At 35.4% G+C, this 21,934-nt stretch carries 13 protein-coding genes and 1 tRNA gene; 8 read left to right on the forward strand and 6 right to left on the reverse strand.

Features of this window, described 5'->3' with window-relative positions:
• Nucleotides 1-88 precede the first annotated feature (88 nt).
• Nucleotides 89-1,639, reverse strand: a complete 1,551-nt coding sequence (locus BMW63_RS00005) for a hypothetical protein (RefSeq protein ID WP_074719988.1) — start codon at nucleotides 1,637-1,639, stop codon at nucleotides 89-91.
• A gap of 99 nt (nucleotides 1,640-1,738) precedes the next feature.
• Nucleotides 1,739-1,818, reverse strand: a tRNA-Leu gene (locus BMW63_RS00010).
• Between the two features lie 288 nt (nucleotides 1,819-2,106).
• On the opposite strand from BMW63_RS00010, the gene BMW63_RS00015 reads away from it, so the two are divergent.
• The 4 genes from BMW63_RS00015 (at nucleotide 2,107) to BMW63_RS00030 (ending at nucleotide 6,924) form a co-directional block, all read left to right on the forward strand.
• Nucleotides 2,107-3,048 (forward strand): ribose-phosphate pyrophosphokinase, encoded by a 942-nt coding sequence (locus tag BMW63_RS00015; RefSeq protein ID WP_074719990.1) that lies wholly within the window; start codon nucleotides 2,107-2,109, stop codon nucleotides 3,046-3,048.
• Nucleotides 3,049-3,090: 42 nt separating this feature from the next.
• Nucleotides 3,091-3,705 carry a 50S ribosomal protein L25/general stress protein Ctc gene (locus tag BMW63_RS00020; RefSeq protein WP_074719993.1) on the forward strand — a complete coding sequence of 205 codons (615 nt, stop codon included), beginning with the start codon at nucleotides 3,091-3,093 and terminating at the stop codon, nucleotides 3,703-3,705.
• Between the two features lie 322 nt (nucleotides 3,706-4,027).
• Nucleotides 4,028-4,702: an aminoacyl-tRNA hydrolase gene (gene pth / locus BMW63_RS00025; protein WP_074719995.1), complete on the forward strand. Its 675-nt coding sequence runs from the start codon at nucleotides 4,028-4,030 to the stop codon at nucleotides 4,700-4,702.
• A gap of 134 nt (nucleotides 4,703-4,836) precedes the next feature.
• A complete protein-coding gene (locus BMW63_RS00030) occupies nucleotides 4,837-6,924 on the forward strand; it encodes a T9SS type A sorting domain-containing protein (protein ID WP_074719997.1) in 2,088 nt (695 codons plus the stop codon).
• 179 nt (nucleotides 6,925-7,103) lie between these two features.
• On the opposite strand, the gene BMW63_RS00035 is transcribed toward BMW63_RS00030, so the two are convergent.
• Complete coding sequence (locus tag BMW63_RS00035; RefSeq protein WP_245744820.1) at nucleotides 7,104-9,812, reverse strand: zinc-dependent metalloprotease; 2,709 nt, start codon at nucleotides 9,810-9,812, stop codon at nucleotides 7,104-7,106.
• A gap of 137 nt (nucleotides 9,813-9,949) precedes the next feature.
• On the opposite strand from BMW63_RS00035, the gene BMW63_RS00040 reads away from it, so the two are divergent.
• The 4 genes from BMW63_RS00040 to bioB all read left to right on the forward strand — a co-directional run bounded on the left by BMW63_RS00040 (nucleotide 9,950) and on the right by bioB (nucleotide 13,164).
• Nucleotides 9,950-10,879: a bifunctional riboflavin kinase/FAD synthetase gene (locus BMW63_RS00040; protein ID WP_074720001.1), complete on the forward strand. Its 930-nt coding sequence runs from the start codon at nucleotides 9,950-9,952 to the stop codon at nucleotides 10,877-10,879.
• Between the two features lie 117 nt (nucleotides 10,880-10,996).
• Nucleotides 10,997-11,434, forward strand: coding sequence for a hypothetical protein (locus BMW63_RS00045; RefSeq protein ID WP_074720003.1), 438 nt, complete (start codon nucleotides 10,997-10,999; stop codon nucleotides 11,432-11,434).
• 106 nt (nucleotides 11,435-11,540) lie between these two features.
• Entirely contained in the window at nucleotides 11,541-11,978 is a 438-nt protein-coding gene (locus BMW63_RS00050) for a hypothetical protein (protein ID WP_074720005.1), read from the forward strand.
• Nucleotides 11,979-12,078: 100 nt separating this feature from the next.
• Entirely contained in the window at nucleotides 12,079-13,164 is a 1,086-nt protein-coding gene (gene bioB, locus BMW63_RS00055) for a biotin synthase BioB (RefSeq protein WP_074720007.1), read from the forward strand.
• Nucleotides 13,165-13,224: 60 nt separating this feature from the next.
• Here the strand turns inward: bioB and BMW63_RS17845 are convergent, their stop codons facing one another.
• From BMW63_RS17845 to BMW63_RS17850, 3 genes are all read right to left on the reverse strand, one after another.
• Entirely contained in the window at nucleotides 13,225-17,460 is a 4,236-nt protein-coding gene (locus BMW63_RS17845) for a T9SS sorting signal type C domain-containing protein (protein WP_083380316.1), read from the reverse strand.
• 1 nt (nucleotide 17,461) lies between these two features.
• A complete protein-coding gene (locus BMW63_RS00075) occupies nucleotides 17,462-17,791 on the reverse strand; it encodes a hypothetical protein (protein WP_074720010.1) in 330 nt (109 codons plus the stop codon).
• 435 nt (nucleotides 17,792-18,226) lie between these two features.
• On the reverse strand, nucleotides 18,227-21,583 hold the full coding sequence (locus tag BMW63_RS17850) for a T9SS sorting signal type C domain-containing protein (protein WP_083380317.1): 3,357 nt from the start codon (nucleotides 21,581-21,583) through the stop codon (nucleotides 18,227-18,229).
• Nucleotides 21,584-21,934 lie beyond the last annotated feature (351 nt).

Raw genomic sequence — 21,934 nt, forward strand, 5'->3', positions numbered from 1 at the left:
ATCCTAATTTAAGTTTAAAAAGTGGCACATCTTCAACCGGAATCCGTACCTCTTTTTTACTGGAAAGAGTGGCACATCATCAACTGGTTTATCCAAAATCTTGTGCAATTGTTTTATTCTCGGATTTTGTATGCTCTATTGTTAATTTTATTGCTGCAAGTAAAGCGTCTTCAAAAACTAAAAATTCTTCTTTTTTATGAAGACTCATAATGTGTACACGTAACTTACTCAAGTAATTCTGCGCGTCATTTTTAAAATCAAAGCTATCTGTAAATTTCTTCTTTTCGCTACCAATCGTATTACAAAAGGCATTATACGGAGCTAAAATATCCTTAACCTCTTTTACTTGGCTGTGATTACTTGACGAAAATTCTAAACTAGCAAGATCAATAAACTTATAGCAAAGTGCAATGTAATCGGCAGAATTCTGCGCAGCATTTTTAAAAGCTTTCGAAGCTGTATAAAACTCCTGCATGTCCCGTAACTTACCATCGTATTTGTCAGGTACCAAACGAGGAATAGCATTAATTACACCCTCCTTCTTCTCCAAAAAACGAGTTACATCTGTTGGTTTAAAACGTCCAGGAACAGCCTCATAAACTATTTCTGGGCTAACTGGTTTAGCGCTTAAGAATCCTTTTTTATTGGAAATTAAAGCATCTGCAATTTGATTATTGGTATCATACTTCTTTAAATTAGCCGCTAGATCATCAGTAATGCTAAAATCTCTTAAAACATTATAAAACTGCAAAATATTCTCTTGGATAGCGATATAATATTTTTTATTCTTCTTGTCCTCTAGATTAGTAATTGTAGCCGATTCTTCGTTCCAAATGGCAATTGCATTGCGCAGTTTCGACTCATCAACTGGATCAAGACCAGAATTAACCAACTGCGACGCTTTATTGAAATTATCACTATTAAACTCTTTATCCTCTTTTAAATAATTAAAAGCCCTCCTAATATAACGCTCTGTGGGATGAAATTTACCCCTAAGCACACTACCTACTTTTAATCTCAGCTTTATTAATTGCACATCATCTACACTTTTACCATCACTAACTCTTGGTAAAATGGGATTGTTTTTATCCTTATATTGATTGGCTTCAAACTCAGATAAATCACCTATCAATAATGTAGTATTTAGATTGTTTGGATAATCTAGATATCCCAAATTAGAGTTATACCCTTTAATATTACTAACCGGATTTACCAAGTCACAATCGCCTAACTTTATTTCTTGTGTGTCAAAAACTCCTTTATCACGATCAATCAAAATCAAATTAGCATAGATATGAGAAACAACAACAACCTGAAATTTTAAATCCTTTTTTATAACATGTAGCGTAGCTGGAGCATATTTATACTCAAGAACAGCAACGAGCTGTGGCAAGCCAAAATTATTTTTAATATAGTCATTGAACAAGAACAAATTGTCACCAATATTATACTGCAAAGCCTGATTAGCAAAAAAAGCATTATCAACCGTGGTAGCAATAACTGCAACATCTAGCGGATTATCCTTTACCATCAACGAAGGTTGCACAGCAACTCGAACATTCAAATCATCCCAACGAATCTTCTGTGCACGTGCACAAGAAATCACTACTAAACACAAGAAAAACACTTTAACTCTCATAAAATCAGTATAAAATAATTAAGAAAATTAGAAACAAAACCATTAAAATATTAAAAACCTATCAAAAAAAAAACCGCTTCTTTCGAAGCGGTTTTTAAGTACCCGGAGCCGGAGTCGAACCGGCACGGTTTCCCACAGGTGTTTGAGACCAGCGCGTCTACCAATTCCGCCATCCGGGCTTAGCAGACATGAAATGGCGACAGCCATTTCAACGCAATAAAAGAGGAGATTGTAATAAATCAACCGTCGATTCCTTTAACACGCTGCAAATGTAAAAAATAATATTAAAAATTCTACTAAAAATACTTAAAATTTTCCTTTCAGAGTTGAATAAATTTCATAAATTTGCACCTCCGTAAAACGGGACACACTAACTAACTACACCCGAGGCGCATACAAACATCTGGCTTAGACAAATGACGAAGCCGAACTGTATGGAGCGTAGCGGAATAAAAACAACAAATTAAATGTTACACCTAGAACCAGAAGCTAAAATTTTTGCTTGTTCACAAAGTGTCTATCTAGCTGAAAAGATTTCCGCAGAATACGGAATTCCATTAGGTAAAGTTACCATGTCAAAATACAGCGACGGGGAGTTCCAACCTTCTTACGAAGAATCTATCAGAGGGTTACGTGTATTTATTGTTTGTTCAACTTTTCCAAATTCAGACAATCTGATGGAATTGTTACTTATGATTGATGCTGCAAAACGTGCTTCAGCAAGACATATAACTGCTGTAATACCGTACTTCGGTTGGGCGAGACAAGATAGAAAAGACAAACCTAGAGTTCCGATAGGAGCAAAACTAACAGCTAAATTGTTAGAAACTGCTGGAGCAACTAGAGTAATGACCATGGATTTGCATGCAGATCAAATTCAAGGGTTCTTTGAAAAGCCAGTAGATCACCTTTTTGCCTCAACTATCTTTTTACCCTATGTAAAAAGCTTAGGACTTGACAATTTGACGATTGCTTCCCCAGATATGGGTGGTTCAAAAAGAGCGTACGCTTATTCTAAATTTTTAGAATCAGATGTAGTTATTTGTTACAAACAAAGAAAAGCTGCAAACGTTATTGGCACCATGGAATTGATTGGTGAAGTTAGAGGTAAAAATGTAATCTTAGTAGATGACATGATTGATACCGGAGGAACTTTGGCGAAAGCCGCTGATTTAATGATGGAAAAAGGAGCATTGAGCGTAAGAGCAATTTGTACGCACGCCATCTTATCAGGAGATGCCTACGAAAAAATAGAAAAATCTCAACTATTAGAATTGATAGTTACCGATTCTATTCCGTTAAAGAAAGAATCAAAAAAAATAAGAGTGTTGAGTTGTGCCCCACTTTTTGCCGAAGTTATGCACATGGTACATCATAATAATTCCATCAGCGGAAAGTTTATCATGTAACCACAAACAAGTAGAATATTTAATAACTATATAATTTTTACAATGAAATCGATTACAATTAAAGGATCAGAAAGAGAAAGCGTGGGAAAAGTTGCGACTAAAGCCTTACGTAATGCTGGAGCGGTTCCTTGCGTGTTATACGGAGGAGATCAACCAGTACATTTTTCAGCAGAAGAAAAAGCATTCAAAAGCTTGGTTTACACTCCAAACGCTCACACAGTTGTGATTGAATTGGCAAACGGAAAATCATTCAATGCAATTCTACAAGACATTCAGGTTCACCCTGTGTCAGACAGAATTTTACATATGGATTTCTTTCAATTATTTGATGACAAAGAAATCACTATGGAAGTTCCAGTAAAAGTGGTAGGTACATCTAAAGGTGTTCTTGCAGGTGGTGTTTTACGTTTGAACACTCGTAAACTTAAAGTAAAAGCTTTACCAAAAAATCTTCCAGATTTTATTGAAGCTGACATTACTCCACTTATGATGGGGAACAAATTGTACGTTACGAAACTTGTTTCTGATAACTACAAATTGATTCACCAAGACAACACCGTTGTTGCCCAAGTAAGAATCTCTCGTGCAGCGATGAAAGCAGCTCAAGAAGCAGCAAAAGCAGCAAAAGGAGCTCCTGCAAAAGGAAAGAAAAAATAATATTTTTTCACTCATATTTAAAAGCATCAGTTGTAAAACTGGTGCTTTTTTTATTTAATCTGAACTCGTTTCCCATTACCAACTTCATCTCTCCTACCATTTTTTAAGAATTAGGAGAATAAGCAACTACACTCCACATCAGTTGTCCCGCTATTCGCTTCAATCTTTTTGTCCGCCAAAAAAGACGAACAAAAAGGATTTTCACTACTATCGGGTCTATTTTACAACGTTTTTCCATCCTTAGAAAACTCCTTCAGCCTACTCCACTAAATTATCTAATTATCTAATTGACAAATTATCTAATTAAGTTTACTTTTGCAGCATGCTTAAATGGATATCAGATATATTTTCATCAAAACAAAAACAAGACACTACCGATTTTATGAAACCGGAGGTTCACGAACACCAAAAAAACAATATAAAAAACGTGAGTAATAAATTTTTAATAGTAGGACTAGGAAACATAGGCGCTGAATATGTCAATACACGCCACAACATAGGATTCAAAATATTGGATCATTTTGCCAAAAAAGAACAACTTTCCTTTCAAACCGTGAAACTGGGAGCACTTGCAGAGTACAAATTTAAAGGAAGAACCTTTTTTCTTTTAAAGCCAAACACCTACATGAACTTAAGCGGAAAAGCGGTACAATACTGGATGGACAAAGAAAATATTCCGCTTGAAAACATCATGGCCATTACTGATGATTTAAATCTGTCTTTTGGAACGATTCGCATCAAACCAAAAGGAAGTGACGGAGGCCACAACGGCTTAAAAAATATCAACTTAATTCTCAACACCAATCAATATACTAGATTTCGTTTTGGAATTAGCGACGAATTTAAAAAAGGAAAACAAGTAGACTATGTCCTTGGAGACTGGAATGATGCTGAGAAAACGGTACTTCCAGAACGTTTAGAAACGGCATCCGAAATTATCAAATCATTTGGAACCGCTGGTTTAGAGAATACCATGACCACATTTAATGGTAAATAAAAAAAGGCTACATTTCTGTTTTTAAGATATTTGACATCAATATAAAACTGAAAACGAAAATAATTTCCTAAATTTATTTTTTTAATACTAGAAATAAAAAAAATCTCACTAAATTTAATATTTACCTGTAAAACATGAAAATAACACTACCTCTTTCTATACCTAAATTATTTTTTATAACTTGTTTATTCTCCCTATGCATTGTTTATGGTCAAGAAAAAAAGCACCCCGAAAACATTATATTTGGGAAACAGATAAAAGCAGAAAGTGTAAATCCAAAAAATGGATACATTAGATGTGTTACGACTGAATACGAGAAATTTCTGAAGAAAAATAACCCAAAGAGGATGACTACTTCAGAGTTTGAAGCTTGGGTGAATCCATTAGTCAATCAATACAAAACGATGAAGAACATTTCTAAACCTGGAGGGGTTATAACCATTCCAGTAGTCGTTCATGTTATACATAGTGGCCAGCCAATTGGTGTAGCTCCTAACATAACTGATGCCCAAGTACAATCCCAGATTAAAGTATTAAATCAGGATTTTCGAAAAATGTTAGGTACCCCAGGAGGTACAAACCCAGCAGCTGCAGATATTGAAATTGAATTTGTCCTAGCCCTACAAGCATCAGACGGCAACCCCACAAACGGAATTGACCGCATCGATCTATGCGAAGACGCTTGGTCAACAACTGATATTGATTTAAAAGTCAAGCCAAACACTATTTGGGATCCTACACTATACATGAATATGTGGAGTGTAGATATATCAGGGAACAGTATTCTGGGTTACGCTCAATTTCCAGATGCTTCAGGTTTAGATGGCTTGGGTTCTTCAGGCGGAGATGCTAATACTGACGGAGTAGTTTCCAGATACGACGTGTTTGGCAGTCTTGAAGATAATGACGGTACCTTTTTATTAACTGCTCCGTACAACAAAGGAAGAACGATGACGCATGAAGTAGGGCATTGGTTAGGATTAAGACACATTTGGGGTGATGGCAATGGAGACGAAGAAGCAAACACGCCAGACTGTCTAGCAACAGATTATTGTGCAGATACTCCTCAAGCGGGATGGGAACATTATACTTGCGGTGTCTTTGACACCTGTCCTTCAAGTCCAGGAATTGACATGCCTGAAAATTATATGGACTATACAGAAGATGCCTGTATGAACATTTTTACTCAAAATCAAAAAGAAAGAATGGTTACCATTATAAACAATGCAGCCAGGAGAAAGACCTTGATATCTTCAACTAAAAATCTACCTATCGAATTAGTTGCGAATGATGCCGAAGTCACCCTTGAACCTAGCTGTACAAAGTCATTTTGCAATGCTTTAACAAACCAAACTACGCAAAGGGTAACAATTTATAATAGAGGAACAAACAATTTGCTTTCAGCAACAATAAACTACAACATTAATAAAGAAAACAACCTAGTTTATAATTGGACTGGTAATTTAGCCACTAACAAATATACTACATTTGACATAACCCTAAATTCAACTTCACAAGGAATCATTAATGTTAGTATTGCTGGAGCAAATTCCACAGTAGATCAAAGATCAACAAACAATAACGCATCGGGAACTTTTTTCATTCCTACGATTCCATCGAGCTATTCATTTACCAATTATGTATTCACATTGCAGCCAGACAACTTTGGATCTGAGACGAGCTGGGATTTAAAAGATGCTTCCGGAAACATTGTATATCAAAGCGATACCTATCCTGACGCTGACCCTTCTTTGGGAGATTTGATAACGATTCCCTGGAAATTAAAAAACAATGAATGCTACACTTTTACGATAAATGATTCATACGATGACGGTATCTGTTGTGGTGGTGGAAACGGATATTACAACATTAAACTAGAAGATGGCGTAACAATTGTAGCATCAGGGGATTCCTTCACTACTGCCGAAAAGAAATATTTCAAAACAACCAGTTCATTAGGGATTGCTGACTTTGAAACATCAACTGACATCTATCTCTACCCAAACCCAACGAAAGAAACTCTAAACATACTAGTCCCAAATGATTTTGGATTACCAACTAGTTATATTATTTATAACAGCTTGGGACAAACAATTAGTAAGAAGAAAGTTTCAAGAGAAACTGATTTATCAATAAATACCTCTGCTTTAAGCAATGGAATTTACTTTGTTACTGTTGTAAAAGAATCAGCAAAGCAAACTTTAAAATTTATCAAAAAATAGATTGATAACATAGTAACTTACATAGAGGATTAATTCAATACAATCCTCTATGTAACGATTTTTAATTGGTAACGCCCTAAAACAAGGTAACGTTTTCACAAAAATTATAAATTATTTCAACTAATTATCGATGATGCTTTGTTTGCGCGTGCTTCGGATGAATCATTTTAAAATATCAATTACTGAATCACAATCTTTTTTGTTTCCTTTTTACTTCCATCTATAATGGTTAGAAAGTAAAGTCCTGGCTGAATATTTTCTACTTGAATATTTTCATTATAGTCATACCGATCTCTAAATTCAAAAGTTTTTTCATATAACTTTTTACCTAGTAAACTATGAATCATTACTTTAATCCCACTTTTAGATGTACTAGAAAATTGAAGATTAAAATTCCCTTTGTTCGGATTTGGATATAAAAGAAGATTGGTTATTTCAAAATTTGGTTCAACCAAAACATAAGTATTCGTACAAATAGTAATGGAGGCGGAATTCAAGGTTCCCGTATCATTTTTACTAGCATCTCTAATTCTGAAAGTCCAAGCTCCTTGCGGGTCTTCTCCATTAAAAGCAGCTAAAGCTTGAAAAGGAACTACCGTTTGTAGCGTTGTGATTCCACACGCCAAATCAGTCCCTGAATCATCATAACTTAACAATAATTTGCCGTTTCTACTTTCACAGCTTTTATCAAACAATTTCACCGTAGTTCCGCTCGGACTTACCACTTCTATTTCAACATCAGACAAAAAAGTGTGCGTAAAGCCAACATTAAAATTTACATCAGCAACGGATGTGGTTGAAGGAGGAACAGTTATTGTTCTAACAGTATAAGCTGCTTGCTCCGGAATATCAAAAGGAGCTCCAAATACATAGCTATTGCAAGTTGATGTAACTGAATATCCGATGGAAAAAGATTTACTATTTACTGCATAATAAATATTTTCTATAGGCTCTATTAAAATCCTACAGTTTTTTTCGATAACATTTGGAACGCTAATTACTTCAGAACCATCATTAGGAGTATTACTTGCCAATAGTATTGTAAAAGTCAAACCTCCATCAACAGAAAGTTTGATATTGACATTGGAAGAACCCATAAGTGTATTAGTGCCATTAACAGCCCAAGTTATTGTTTGGGACGTACCCTGTAACCAACTTGTACCATCTGCGTTTTGCGATGTAACTGTAAATGGGCCCGCTGTTCCGCTCACATTCACAATCATTTCATCCGTATTTGTTTGAGCATTGTCTTGTTCCGCATTATCCCTAGCAGTCAACACAAAATGAAGCGTTCTAGCCACAGTCGATACAGATTCCCATTTACTAGTCAATTTATTAGACAATACGTTGTTATAGGCCGGCATATACCTTATCGGACTAACGCTAGGATATAAAGACCGAAACAAAGGACCGTCTGGTTTTGTGGGAACAGCTAGACTATTTGCTCCACTTGTCGTTATAGCAGAATCATTTTGCTCCCAAGTATACGTAACGGTGTCACCGTCAGGATCTGACCCTGTTCCTTTTAAAATAAATGCTGTACCCTTAGGAATTGTAAAATCAACACCGGCATTTATCATTGGAGGATTATTGCTGACACCCTTGCTGATAGGGCATGTTTTGGAGGCAAGGTTTTCTTGAATTTGCAAAATACTGGCATAGGCAAAATAATCATCAGAGCTAGCTTGAACATCGTAATCAGCCGTAATACCAGCATATCCCATAATCGTTGAACCACTTCCTGGCTCAACATTAACACCTGCATTCTCTAATGCATGAGAAAAAGTATGATTTGCACCCAGCTGATGCCCCATTTCATGGGCGACAAAATCAATGTCAAATGTATCGCCTTTTGGAATTCCATCTCCAGGAGAAGTAAACGCACTTCCCTTCGCTAAATCATCTGCCGACACAGGATCGACACAAACACAACCAATACAGCCTGAATTTCCACCTCCTCCAGTTGCCCCAAACAAATGTCCTATGTCATAATTAGCATTCCCAATTACACTCGTTAAATTTGTTTGAAGCTCGGTGCTCCAATTACCCCCTGCACCCACTATCGCATCTGAATACGGATCTGCCATTGCATCAGTATAAATTATACGCTCATTATCAGCAATAATAACCAATTTGAGCGCTAAATCTTTATTAAATATGCCATTCACCCTAGACATAGTAGCATTCATCGCTGCAAGAGCCAGAGCTTTAGTTCCACCATGAAAGGTTGTATACTCACCTGTACAGGATAACGCCAATCGCAATGTTTTAAAAATTTTATTATTTGCCGCAATCTTAGCCGTTTTATTTAATAATTTTCTGTTTAAAGCGACATCATCCGTTTTACATACAAATGGCAAGTTCCCTTTGTCTCTACTTTTAGAACTAAAAAGAACATATAAAGAAGGATTCTTCTGATAAGATTCTATAAATTCTGATCCGCTATCAGCCCTAAGAATCATAGTTTGCATTCCGCTTGGAGACAAACTAAAATTTAGCGAAGCTGTAGGATCTGTAATTCCGATACCTGCATACGCTTTTATATCTGGATATTTGGATTGAAGTGCCGGTTCGAAATTTGAGGATTCCCAAATTAAAAATTTTTCTAAAACACCATTTAAATTTGGAATCATTATTTCGACACCATTAATTTTCGTTGTTTTATTTTGGGTTGCAACCAATGACTTTTTCAATATATTCTCGTCTAATTGAAAAAACAGTAGCTGTTTTGCATCAGATGCAGTAGCATTTTTACCATTCCGCGCTACCGTGCTTTGGCCCACTATTTTCCAGGGGGATTCCTTTTGCGCATAAATTGGCAAGCACCATAGAACAATTAACAGAATTAGAACACTTTTTTTCATGGCTGTAGCGAATTTATGTTTCAAAATTAAAGTATTTATACCTAAATTTTAGATAATTTAGATAATTTTAGAAAATCATTAAAAATCATTGAAAATCGATTCCATTTACTATTGCATTTAATATAGATAGTATAAATTTGCATTATTATAAAATATTTGCTTTGAAGATTTTTCATTCTATAAAAGATTTCAGTACCACAAAAAAAACAATCCTCACATTAGGTACTTATGATGGCGTTCACATAGGTCATCAAAAGATTCTAGAAAGAGTTATTCATAATACTGGAAACAAAAAATACGAAAGTCTGGTTCTCACTTTCTTTCCTCATCCTAGAATGGTTTTACAGGAACAATCAGAAATGAAATTACTGAACACAATAGATGAAAAAATTCATCTATTGGCAACTATAGGAATTCAAAATCTTGTCATCCATCCTTTTGATGAAATTTTCTCTAAATTAAGTGCCGAAGAATTTGTACGAACTGTACTAGTGGATCAATTTGACATTCACAAAATAATAATTGGTCATGACCACAGATTTGGGAGAAATCGCACAGCCAACATTGACGACCTTATTGGTTTTGGAAAAAAATACGGATTTGAAGTTGAACAAATATCTGTTCAGGAAATAAATGCGCTTTCAGTAAGTTCAACCAAAATCAGGAAGGCCTTGCAAGAAGGAAATATGTCATTGGCAAATGAATACTTGGGGTATGACTATTTTTTGACCGGAACGGTTTCCAAAGGGAAGCAGCTGGGAAGGACTATTGGTTTCCCCACAGCAAACTTAAAAATAAAAGAAGACTATAAACTTATCCCACTTAACGGGGTTTATGTGGTAAAAAGTATCATCAATCAAAAAACCATCTTTGGAATGATGAACATTGGGTTCAACCCCACTGTATCTGGAGAAAAATTATCTATCGAAATCCATTTTTTTGATTTTAACACCGATTTGTATGACCAAAAAATAACGGTTTCAATACTTAAATACATCCGTCCCGAGCAAAAATTCAATTCCGTTGATTTACTGACTAAACAATTGGAAAAAGATAAAAGTATCGCTATTGCTTATTTACACCAACTATAACTTTTATTAGAAAAAATTTTAAGCTACTTTCAATATATTCCTATATTTTGTGTAAATTTGATAGTTAACCAACCTGTATTACAACATATTGCTTTTTAACTTTAAAAAATAAAATGCATGAAAATACCTAAAGAACTATACAACGGAATTATTATTTGGATTGGAATTAGTATTTATTTCCTAACAATGAAGGCATTAAACCTTGCGGATTTATTCTATCTTAGAGCGCTAAATATCCTCTTTATTTACTATGGCGCAAACAGAACGTTAAAAAGTAATTACAAAGAAGGAAAAACTGGCCTTCCAGCTAATGCAATCTCTGCCCTTACGACCTCTCTTATTGGCGTATTCATTAGTATTATTGGATTAATATTTTACAGCTACATTCAGGGTGGTGATAAATACATTGAATCACTTTCAGCCTCATTTTTATTTGGTGGCGACCCAACTGTTGTAACCTACGGTATTTCATTACTCTTTGAGGGTATCGTATCTGCAGTAATCGTAACTTACACTTTAATGTTATTTTGGAAAAAGCGTTATCCTTCTGACTAGCGGCAAGTGCAAATCAATAGCATCATTTCTCTTTATGAAGTTTAGAAAAAATGACCCTAAACGGAAAATTTATTTGATCTGATTTATATTTTTAACAGCTGACAACATGAAATTTCCCAAAGAATTTTTGAATGGTTGTATTATTTTTGTTTCAACGGGAGCCTTTTTTTTCCTAATGAATGCTGTAGGTTTAGGACATCTGTTCTATTTACGCCTAATTAATGTTTTTTTTGTCTTTTATGGTGTTAACAGAACTATTAAAATGAATCTAGCTGAAGGCGAAAAAAATTTCGTCCCTAATAGCGTTGCAGCACTACTAACTTCAATTGTTGGTGTGTTTTTAAGCATTACGGGGTTAATCATTTACAGTTATTTAAAAGGAGGCGATTCTTATGTCCAATCGCTTTCAGAAACATTCCTTTTTGGGGGAAACCCATCGATTTTTACTTATTCAATTTCTCTACTATTTGAAGGAATAGCCTCTTCTGTAATAGTTACCATGCTACTCATGCTATATTGGAACAACCGACTGACCTCTGACTAACTTACAATTCTAAAATTATTTACCGCCCGCTATTTAAAGTTTATTGCATTGCTTCATTAGAACAATTTGACTACTTTTGGACTATTAAAAAATCGCATCTATGAGCATTACAAAACACAATTGGACAAAAGAAGAAATTATTGCAATATATAACAAACCTATGATGGATTTGCTTTATGAAGCAGCTTCTATCCATAGAGAACATCATGATCCTAATGTTGTTCAGGTATCCACTCTATTGTCTATTAAAACAGGAGGTTGCCCAGAAGATTGTGGTTACTGCCCGCAAGCAGCAAGATACCATACTTCAGTTGAAGGAAATGACCTAATGTCAGTAAATCAAGTAAAGGCACAAGCTTTACGAGCAAAAGAAAGTGGTTCTTCCCGAGTTTGTATGGGAGCAGCTTGGAGAAATGTAAAAGATGGTCCTGAATTTGATCAAGTTTTAGAAATGGTTCGAACAATCAACAAACTCGAAATGGAAGTTTGTTGTACTCTTGGAATGATTACTGAAAACCAAGCCCATCGTTTAGCAGAAGCAGGTTTATATGCTTACAATCATAATTTAGACACTTCAGAAGAATATTATAAAGAAGTTATTTCAACTCGTGGGTTTGAAGACCGTTTGCAAACAATCGAAAATGTTCGAAAAACGAATGTTACGGTTTGTAGTGGTGGAATAATAGGAATGGGAGAAAGCATCGCGGACCGAGCAGGAATGCTAGTCGCGCTTTCAACTTTAAATCCACAACCGGAGTCAGTGCCTATTAATGCCTTAGTTGCCGTAGAAGGAACACCTATGGAAGAGGAAAAACCAGTTGAAATATGGGAAATGATACGAATGGTAGCAACAACCCGTATCATCATGCCTGAAACCCAAGTACGATTATCGGCCGGAAGAATGAACATGAGTCGCGAAGGTCAGGCGATGTGCTTTTTTGCTGGTGCAAATTCTATTTTTGCAGGAGATAAATTATTAACTACTCCAAACCCAGACGTAAATGAAGACATGAAAATGTTTGAAATGTTAGGCCTAAACCCACAAAAACCATTTACTAAAGTATCACAACCTGCAACTGTTGAAGCTGAAAACTCTAAATTTATGCCGCTAGGAGAAAAACCAAAATGGTCGAGACCAGGTCATACTATTGAGAAAAACCTTGAAGCATCCTCTAAAGGAAAATAATAATTTACCCTGATATAAATATCCCATCTTGTTTTGAAATAAGACGGGATTTTTTTTGCTTTAATATATTAATTTTTTTGTGACTAAAGAACCATCAAGCAATGAAACCTTAACCAACAAAACTTGGTGAGCTGACATTAAATTAGAGATTACTAATTCATTTGAATCGATTTTTGTTTTTTGATAAATCAATTTCCCTGATAGATCATAAATTTGGATATTATTAATTGCTTCAATCGTGGAATTAATCTTTATTTGCTTGTTTTTACTAGAAACATAAATCCCTTTTTCAATTGAATCAATATCTCCTAAACCTAATGTTTTGTTAGTATATCGCAATACAAAACGATCATTAAATGTTCCTATAGCGGTATTAAAAGTATAATTCCCGCTATTTAAATCAGCAATAGTATTAGTCAATTTATCTTCTAAAAAAACGGACTGACTTGTAAATACACCCTCCGTTTGTTCTATACTTATGGTAAAATTACCATCTATTGCGGTTCTATATCCTAATGGAACTTCGTCTGCTTCATTAAATGGCAAGGCTCTACCTTGAATTACTAAATTTTTGTCTTGATTAACACTATAAAAATCTATAAACTCTTGCCCATCAGTAGTTTCCCCATCATATGCGCTATCAATATCATTTGTAGCTCCATTTACATAACCTAATAAAGTTTGTTTGAAAGCACCTTGTTCATTGTATAAGTCTAACCAAATACGATTTTTTTCAATGGTGGCAGTAGCCTTTCCTTTGACGCTGCTTACTTTAAAAAACTGCGCATTGTTACCCGATGTGCCTGATACTCGCATACTGTTATTAAAAACAATAGATCCAGTTGCTTTATATGTTGAAGCAATGAAACCCTGACCCGCCCCTATTTTTCCCCTTGGAATAATCGGAGCTGAATCTAAATCACTAGAAGCTTTTACTCCTTTCTCTATCCCTACTCCGCCCGTTAAATTATAAGATGCATAATCATCCGAAGTATAGGCATAAGCCCCGGTCCCTGCGGTCAAAGCAATATTGGTACGATTCTGAATAGCCGTATTATGCGTCCAAAAATAAAGGGTTCCATTTAGAACAGCTGAATTAATTCCCAAAAAAGTATCGGCGTCGATAGCTGATGGATAAGGATTACCCAAAAGATAAGATGCGTCTTTTTTATTTATTGTAATAGACACATCGCCGTTATTTGGTACTCCTACAAATGTAGCTTGTAACGAAGACGGGGGATTTGCAGATATTGCCAATGGACCTCTAATAATATATCCTTCCCCAACTTTCATTGTAGTTGTCGCCGATTCACTTTTCCAGCCTTCTGACGTAGCGTTTACAAGATAGGAATAAAATATGCTGCCCGCAAGATTTGACGGATTATAAGAAATTCCTCCTGTCCCAGCCAACTTCAAAGGTGACACTGGAGTAGACCAATAGGTATAATCTGTGTTGCGAACTATCGTATTTGTTTCTCTTTTGTATGTAATATTACCACTGTTTATAGCCCCACCATTTTCTTGAACCAAACTCGCACTATTTTCGAATACTAACGAAGCGTTTGGTTGAACTTCAACTTCATTAATAATTTTCAAAGTACGCCCCGATTTTATGGTTACTACAGTCGCTACTCCTGTAACTTTACAAGAACAGCCCTCTATATCAACATCATTAATATTTGAATAATTTGACGAGAAAACTAATTTTTGACTAATAGTTGGAGTTCCATTACTCCACGATCCCGTCCATGTATTTATAACTGCATTGTTTACAGCTATCGATTTACTACTATTACAACCTAAAACATCATTAACATTCAACGTATAAGTCCCGTCATTCAAACCTGTTCTATTTAAAGTAGTTCCACCATCACTCCATACCAAATCCAACACATTAATATCTATAAAATTAGCGCCATTTACTCCGCCCCAAAGATTCACTGTTTTTGAATACACGACATTATTTGAAGCATCAAAAAGTTCCAGCAACATATTTTGTCCTCTAGACCAACAACAATCAGAACGATTATAGATTCTTAAATAATCAAGATTCTTACCTGATTGAAGATCCACTTTTATCCATTCATCGATATTAACTGAATTACTATGCCAAAAACTGTAACCTGTTGCATCTCCATCAATAGCTTTCAATGGACCATAACTAACTGGATTATTATTATAATTACTACTCGATGTTGCAGCTGCTCCATTAGAAGAAAGAGCAACATTTGTATTTGTAAACATTTCAAACGCTTGAATCTCTTGCACTTGTTGCCAAGCTTCAGAATTGACGTACTTTTGTGTTAGTTTTATATAACGAATATTAGAAAGCCCTCCTGATAAAGTTGTATTTATGGTTCCATCATTGATTGCTGAACAAGTCTTATCTGTTTTTGTTAGCGTGATAATTGTTGACGAATTCACAGTAACAATCGTTGATGACAGACTGACCGTTTTACATGCCGCCGTAGCTTTAGCTGAAATTAAATCACCCGCACTAAGAGCCCCTAAACCTGTTTTTGTCCAAGTTCCTGAATTTACTGTCGTAGTTCCTAAACTCACGCTTGCTTTAAAAATTTCAATAGTAGTTCCGTTTGCTTCAGAACTCATTCCTGTTATAGACGTTGAACCCGCACATATTGGCCCATTAACGATCGGTATCCCACTAGGAACAGCAACTTGGTATGTGTACGTTATCAAAACTTGCCCGAGACCTCCATTTCCTCCTTTATTATTTTTATTGTCATTAGATCCGCCGCCGCCGCCGCCTGGACTTGTTCCATTTGACCCATTAGTTGATGAGGAACCAGAACCACCTGCTCCTCCTCCTGGACTTGCTCCGTCTCCACCGGTTCCACCTCCCTTATTGTAGCCTCCAAATCCATTGGAACCAGAAGCAGTAGTACTATTACCAAAACAAGAAGTTGCCAAGCCTCCATTTGTTGGATTTGATGAGGTATTATTTACACCTGAGCCACCTCCCATAGCTAGTGTTCCTGAAACATTATTTGCAGGAGCGCTATTTGTTAAGGCAGTTGCATTAAACCATGAACTTGAACCTGAAGAAGCAGCAGTTGTACTATTTGCAGGCCCGCCAGTACCACCAGAACCAACAGCATAATAATAAGTACTACCAGGAACAACTGTATGATTACCTTTTGCGTAAGCGCCACCACCACCACCAGAACCACCGGCTTTATTATCGTTACTACTACTTCCACCGCCACCTCCAGCTCCCCAAGTTTCAACTGTTATAGCCGTAACGCAAGCAGGGGCAACCCACGTACCTGAAGTAGTTAATATTACTTGAGATAAAGTGGTTTGAGAACCCGTTAGAACTGGAGAACTCAAACAACCTTCAGTAACTGCGTACACCCTAAAATAATAGAGAATCCCAGAAGACAATCCAATGACATTTGCAGTTGTACTGTTGGCAGTCACTTGCTGATTAAACGTAAAATTAATATTGTCTGTTGAAGAATAAATTACATACCCAACTTCATTCGATGCATTATCAGTCCAATTTAAGTCAATAGAATTAGCCGTGACATTTGTGAAAGTAAGTCCAGTTGGAGCTATTGGTACCAATGGTATAAAAACGTATGATTTACCAGATGCAATAGCCGTAGTCTGACTATTATTTGGATCACTACCATAGGACGCTACATTGGTTGCTGTTGCCATACTAACCGTATTAATTCCAGCAGCACTAAACCCTACCGAATACCCAGTTAATGTAAGCATTCCAGAACCATATATATATTGTATTTTTCCTGTAGTTTCAGAAAGTATAGCTTGAAAAGTCATTCCTGCTGAGCTTGAAGTTCCTCCTCCATTATATAAATTAGTTTTCCATTCTACTACAAGAGTTCTATTTGGCGCCGTACCATTTAGACCATATCTCACATATCCGTCAGAACCAGTTGTTAAATCACTCCAAAAAGAGGCTATTTTAGGAACATCTGCACCATTAGACAAATTATTTATGTAAGATAAAGTTCCAGTTGCACTAGGAGCTGAACCCAAACTCAGATAACCATTAGCACTTACCCCAAACTCCGTGTATCTAACACCGTTAAACCAAAAATCAAAACCAATATTAGCTAATGATGAATTTGTATCATCACGACCACTCCCAATTAATGTGCCTAAACTTGTATAAGAAACTAGACTCGCACCAGATGACACAGTCCTTGGATACGTAGTTGAACTAATAGTTTGAGCAAACGATTTTTCACCAAAAAACAATATTACTATTAGAATAAGTAATTTTTGAATATGTAATTTTTTTACCATTTTAAATTTTTGTTGAAATGTGATAAGACAAAGCAGCACCTCTTGTATTCATTGTATCACAAACCGTGGGATTTTCATTACCACCAAAGGTTTTAGAAAAACTAAAAGTATAGTCAAATCTTTTGACCACATTCACAGCCCAATTTTGACCTGTGGTGCAAGAATAACTCATTCCTAAATCATTTGTATTGTCGACACGAAACGATTTAGTTGCTCTGGGAGTAGTTTCGACATCAGCAAAAAAACAATTTGCATGTGCCGAATAATTGGATAGCGTTAAAAAAAACAACAAAAATATGTAGTTTTTAAGCGTAAAGTAATTTTTATTCATGTGGTATTTTCAAAAATTTGGGCTAATTTTTAACAAATAATTTCTTATAAATGCTCTTGATTTTTCTTCAGAAAATTTAAAATCTATTATATTCGTGCAATATCGTTGGTCGCTCTACAAACAATACAATTTAATCGATTAAATACAAGAAAAACCGATTAAATACTTGTTCGTGGAGGCTGTATTATAAAAAAACAAATGCAACTCACCGAAATGATTTTCCAGATACTAAATCACTATTTTTCATAATGTAAAAACCAGTTTTCAAACCCCTGTAGCAGCATAATATTCTCAAAAAAAGAATCAATTCTAAGTAGGTTTTAAAATAAAGATTCGTGAAATCATATACTCTAATACTTATAGAATTCTGCTTAAAAAAGGAGGGAATTAAAAAGAAGAAAAATAGAACCTAAAGTATCGCTATTATATAATAACTTAGTAAAGAATTTTTTGAGTAATGCTCTTCCCATTTTCTAGTATCACTTTTACTAAAAGCACACCTTTTCCAGAAGGCAAACTATTTACCAATAATTGGTTACTGTTCACTTTTATTTTTTTATAAATCTGCTTGCCCGAAACATCATAGATTAATACTGAATCGATCGCATCAAGTAAAGAACTTATTTTTATCTCTTTATTTTTATTAGAAATAAAAATTGTTTCGCCTAATAAATCAACATCTTTTGTCCCTAATGTTTTATTAGTATAGCGCAGCACAAAACGGTCATTAAACACCCCTGATGTTGTATTAAAAGTATAGTTATCTCTTTTTAAATTAGTGATCGTACTCATTAACTTATCTTCTAAAAAAATATCTTGATTAGAGAAAAAGCCATCGGTTTGGTCAATATTAATGGTAAAATCACCATCAATGGCACTCCTATACCCTAAAGGAACTATATCATTTTCATCGAAAGGCAAAGCTCTACCTTGAATTACTAAATTTTTGTCTTGACTAACGCTATAAAAATCTACAAACTCCTGACCATCATTAGTTTCTCCATCATATGCGCTATCAATATCATTTGTAGCTCCATTTACATAACCAACTAAAGTTTGTTTAAAAGCACCTTGTTCATTGAATAAGTCTAACCAAATACGATTTTTTTCAATGACCTTAGGAGCATTTCCATTGACATTGCTTTGCTTGAAAAACTGAGCGTTGTTTCCTGATGTGCCAGATACTCGCATACTGTTATTAAATACAATAGATCCAGCTGCTTTACTTGACGCAATGAAACCTTGACACGCCCCTATTTTTCCAGTAGGAATAACTGGAACTGAATTTAAATCACTAGTAGCTTTTACTCCTCCTTTCTCTATCCCTACTCCTCCAGTTAAATTATAAGATGCATAATCGTCACCAGAATAAGCAAAAGCACCTGTACCAGGATTGGAAACTCCTACACCGATCATTGTGTTATGAGTCCAAAAATAAAGAGTTCCATTTAGGATATCCGAATTAATCTCCAAAAAAGTATCAGCGTCGATAGCTGAAGGATAAGGATTACCCAAAAGATAAGATGCGTTTGGATTATTGACTGTAATAGAAATATTTCCATTATTTGGCACTCCTACAAATGTAGCTTCTAAAAAAGAGAGCGGATTTACTGATATTGGTCCTGGGCCTCTAATAATATAACCTTGCCCAGTAACCATTGTAGTAGCAGCCGATTCACTTTTCCAATCTTCTGAGGTTGCATTTACAAAATAGGAATAGAATATGCTGCCAGCAAGGCTCGAAGGATTATACGAAATTCCACCTGCACCACCCAACTTCAAAGGTGATACTGGAGTAGACCAATAGGTATAATCTGTGTTACGAACTCCCGTATTTGTTATCCTTTGGTACGTAATATTTCCTGAATTGGGAGTACTAAGCACTTCTTTTTCTTGTACTAAACTTGCCTTATCCAAAAAAGTAAGTGTTCCACTTCCTAAAATTGCAACTTGATTAGTCACTTTTAAGGTATGGCCTGGATTAAAAACCACCGTTCTTCCAGTATTTACTTGACAAGAACAACCTACTAAATCTGATGACGAAGAGTAATTACCATCAAAAACAATTGCATCGTTTATTGTTGGTGCGCTTGGCGACCATGAACCACTCCATGTAGAAGTAACAGATGCGTTTACTACACTATTACTAACTGCAGAAACACAACCGCCAATATTTTTAATAATTATCTTATATGTTGCTGGAATTAATCCTGTTTTAAAATTCGAAGCTTGATAGTTCTGTCCATTATCAAAACTATAAACGTCAGTTGCACTTTGCACCGTTACCGTAATAGTACCTGTATTTGTGATACAATCTGGTTGAGAAATAGTTGTAACTGGAGTCGTTAATAAAGGGTAAAAAGTTAATAACCTAACTTTTCCAAAACTACTCACACTACAATTACCCCCCGTCCTATTAAAAACAATATCTACTCGATATTTGGCTGATTCAGATGGACTACCATTTATTATGTTCAAGGTAGCAGTTGTTGCTCCTGAAAAATGAGACCCATCTACAACATTATTCCAAGACCCAGATGGAATTTGACTTTTCCATTGGTACGTAACAAGACCATTGGATGGGTTTGAAATTACTGCCGTATAAGAATAATTAGACCCATAACAAAGTTTTACATCTAATACAGATTGAGAAGGTGTAAGGACCGGTGAAGTGATGGCTACAATTTCATTTACTGAAAGAACAACCGTATTTGCAGTAACACTACAAGTTCCATTTGATACAACTACCTGAAATTGTGTTCCACTTGGATACTGAGCACTTCCAACGTTTGCCAACCTAATTTCATTGTTTATCGGTGTATCTGGATAAGTTGTATTACTAACTACACCAGAAAGCATTATAAAACTTGTATCAGTTGGCCTTTTATAAAACCATGTGTATGTTAGATTCGTTCCAGAAGCTACAATTTTAAAATTCACTGAACTTTCTTCACAATCCAATTGATTAATAGGTTGAGTCGTGATGATAGGAGCAGCATTTACAATTACCGAAATAGTATTAGAATTAGTATACACAGTACTTCCGTAAAAGGTACTAGTATTTAAAGTAGCTAAATAAGTACCAGACTGACTAGCTGTAAAACTTGGATTTTGCGCGATACTAGTTGTAATCATATTATCTGGTGCTTTAATTGACCAAGAATAATTAACCCCAGTTGTACCGCCGTTCGCAACGGTCGTACCAACAGTTCCCGAAAAAGTACCACCTAAAATTATAGTCCCATTTTGACAAACTGGTGAATTGGAGCTTGCAACAGCTGTAATTGTACCACCACCTTGATTTATTTGATCAAAAGTAAGTTCTGCATTTCCCGAACCTTTACATACTGCAAACTTTACAGTTCCAATATAAACAGCAACATTATTATTACATGTTCCTCCATTATCGAATTTTCCAGGAGAATTTATTACAATACTCGTCTTTTCAGGGAAGCGAATAAAATTATTCCCAGAAAACTGCACTAAAGCCGAAGCATCTATTTTTAGATTTAAAGTCCTTACATCAACATCAGCACCTACGATTAAATTACTTAAACTCCCTTGTCCAACAACCAATCCACCAAAATCGTTTGGCGTACTACTATTAATTGTAATTGAATGGCCGTTTTGGATTGTCACAATTCCTGTTCCTGTAAATTGCCCGGGAAAGCCTTGAGGCGCAGTGCCTGAAGGCAATGCCCAAGTAGCCCCATTAAAATATTGCCAACTTGCAAGACTTGTCCAATTTCCAGATCCTGTAGAGCGATAATCCCCAACTGATTGAGAAAACATACTATTTGCAAACAAAAACAAAACAAAAATAAAAAAATTAGTCTTGAGTAAAGTTGTCTTCATATTCATACAGCAGATTAAGAGATTAGGTGCTCCAATTATTGATAAATAAAAGAAATATCAATAGGCTAAAAAAATTTAGTCGTCAATCTACTTTTTTCCTCGCCAAAGAGCTCTTTTTCCTACTATAAAAAAATGAACTGCCTAAAAACGTTAGTTTTCAAACACATAGCTGCCAAATAAAATCCCAAACAACAACACTAAATGAAAATTATTTCCTTGATAAAAGAACCCGTTTAAACAAAAACAGAGTTGTTATTACCCTCTACTAAAAGCATTACCATGAAGGTC

Source organism: Flavobacterium frigoris (genome assembly GCF_900111075.1).
Taxonomy (GTDB): domain Bacteria; phylum Bacteroidota; class Bacteroidia; order Flavobacteriales; family Flavobacteriaceae; genus Flavobacterium; species Flavobacterium frigoris.

Bases quoted from the DNA above. Each gene is read 5' to 3' on its own strand.
- BMW63_RS00050 (WP_074720005.1), top strand. From the start codon at position 11,541: ATGAAATTTCCCAAAGAATTTTTGAATGGTTGTATTATTTTTGTTTCA.
- pth (WP_074719995.1), top strand. From the start codon at position 4,028: ATGCTTAAATGGATATCAGATATATTTTCATCAAAACAAAAACAAGAC.
- BMW63_RS00020 (WP_074719993.1), top strand. From the start codon at position 3,091: ATGAAATCGATTACAATTAAAGGATCAGAAAGAGAAAGCGTGGGAAAA.
- bioB (WP_074720007.1), top strand. From the start codon at position 12,079: ATGAGCATTACAAAACACAATTGGACAAAAGAAGAAATTATTGCAATA.
- BMW63_RS00030 (WP_074719997.1), top strand. From the start codon at position 4,837: ATGAAAATAACACTACCTCTTTCTATACCTAAATTATTTTTTATAACT.
- BMW63_RS00075 (WP_074720010.1), bottom strand. From the start codon at position 17,791: ATGAATAAAAATTACTTTACGCTTAAAAACTACATATTTTTGTTGTTT.
- BMW63_RS17845 (WP_083380316.1), bottom strand. From the start codon at position 17,460: ATGGTAAAAAAATTACATATTCAAAAATTACTTATTCTAATAGTAATA.
- BMW63_RS00005 (WP_074719988.1), bottom strand. From the start codon at position 1,639: ATGAGAGTTAAAGTGTTTTTCTTGTGTTTAGTAGTGATTTCTTGTGCA.
- BMW63_RS00045 (WP_074720003.1), top strand. From the start codon at position 10,997: ATGAAAATACCTAAAGAACTATACAACGGAATTATTATTTGGATTGGA.
- BMW63_RS17850 (WP_083380317.1), bottom strand. From the start codon at position 21,583: ATGTTTTCTCAATCAGTTGGGGATTATCGCTCTACAGGATCTGGAAAT.
- BMW63_RS00015 (WP_074719990.1), top strand. From the start codon at position 2,107: ATGTTACACCTAGAACCAGAAGCTAAAATTTTTGCTTGTTCACAAAGT.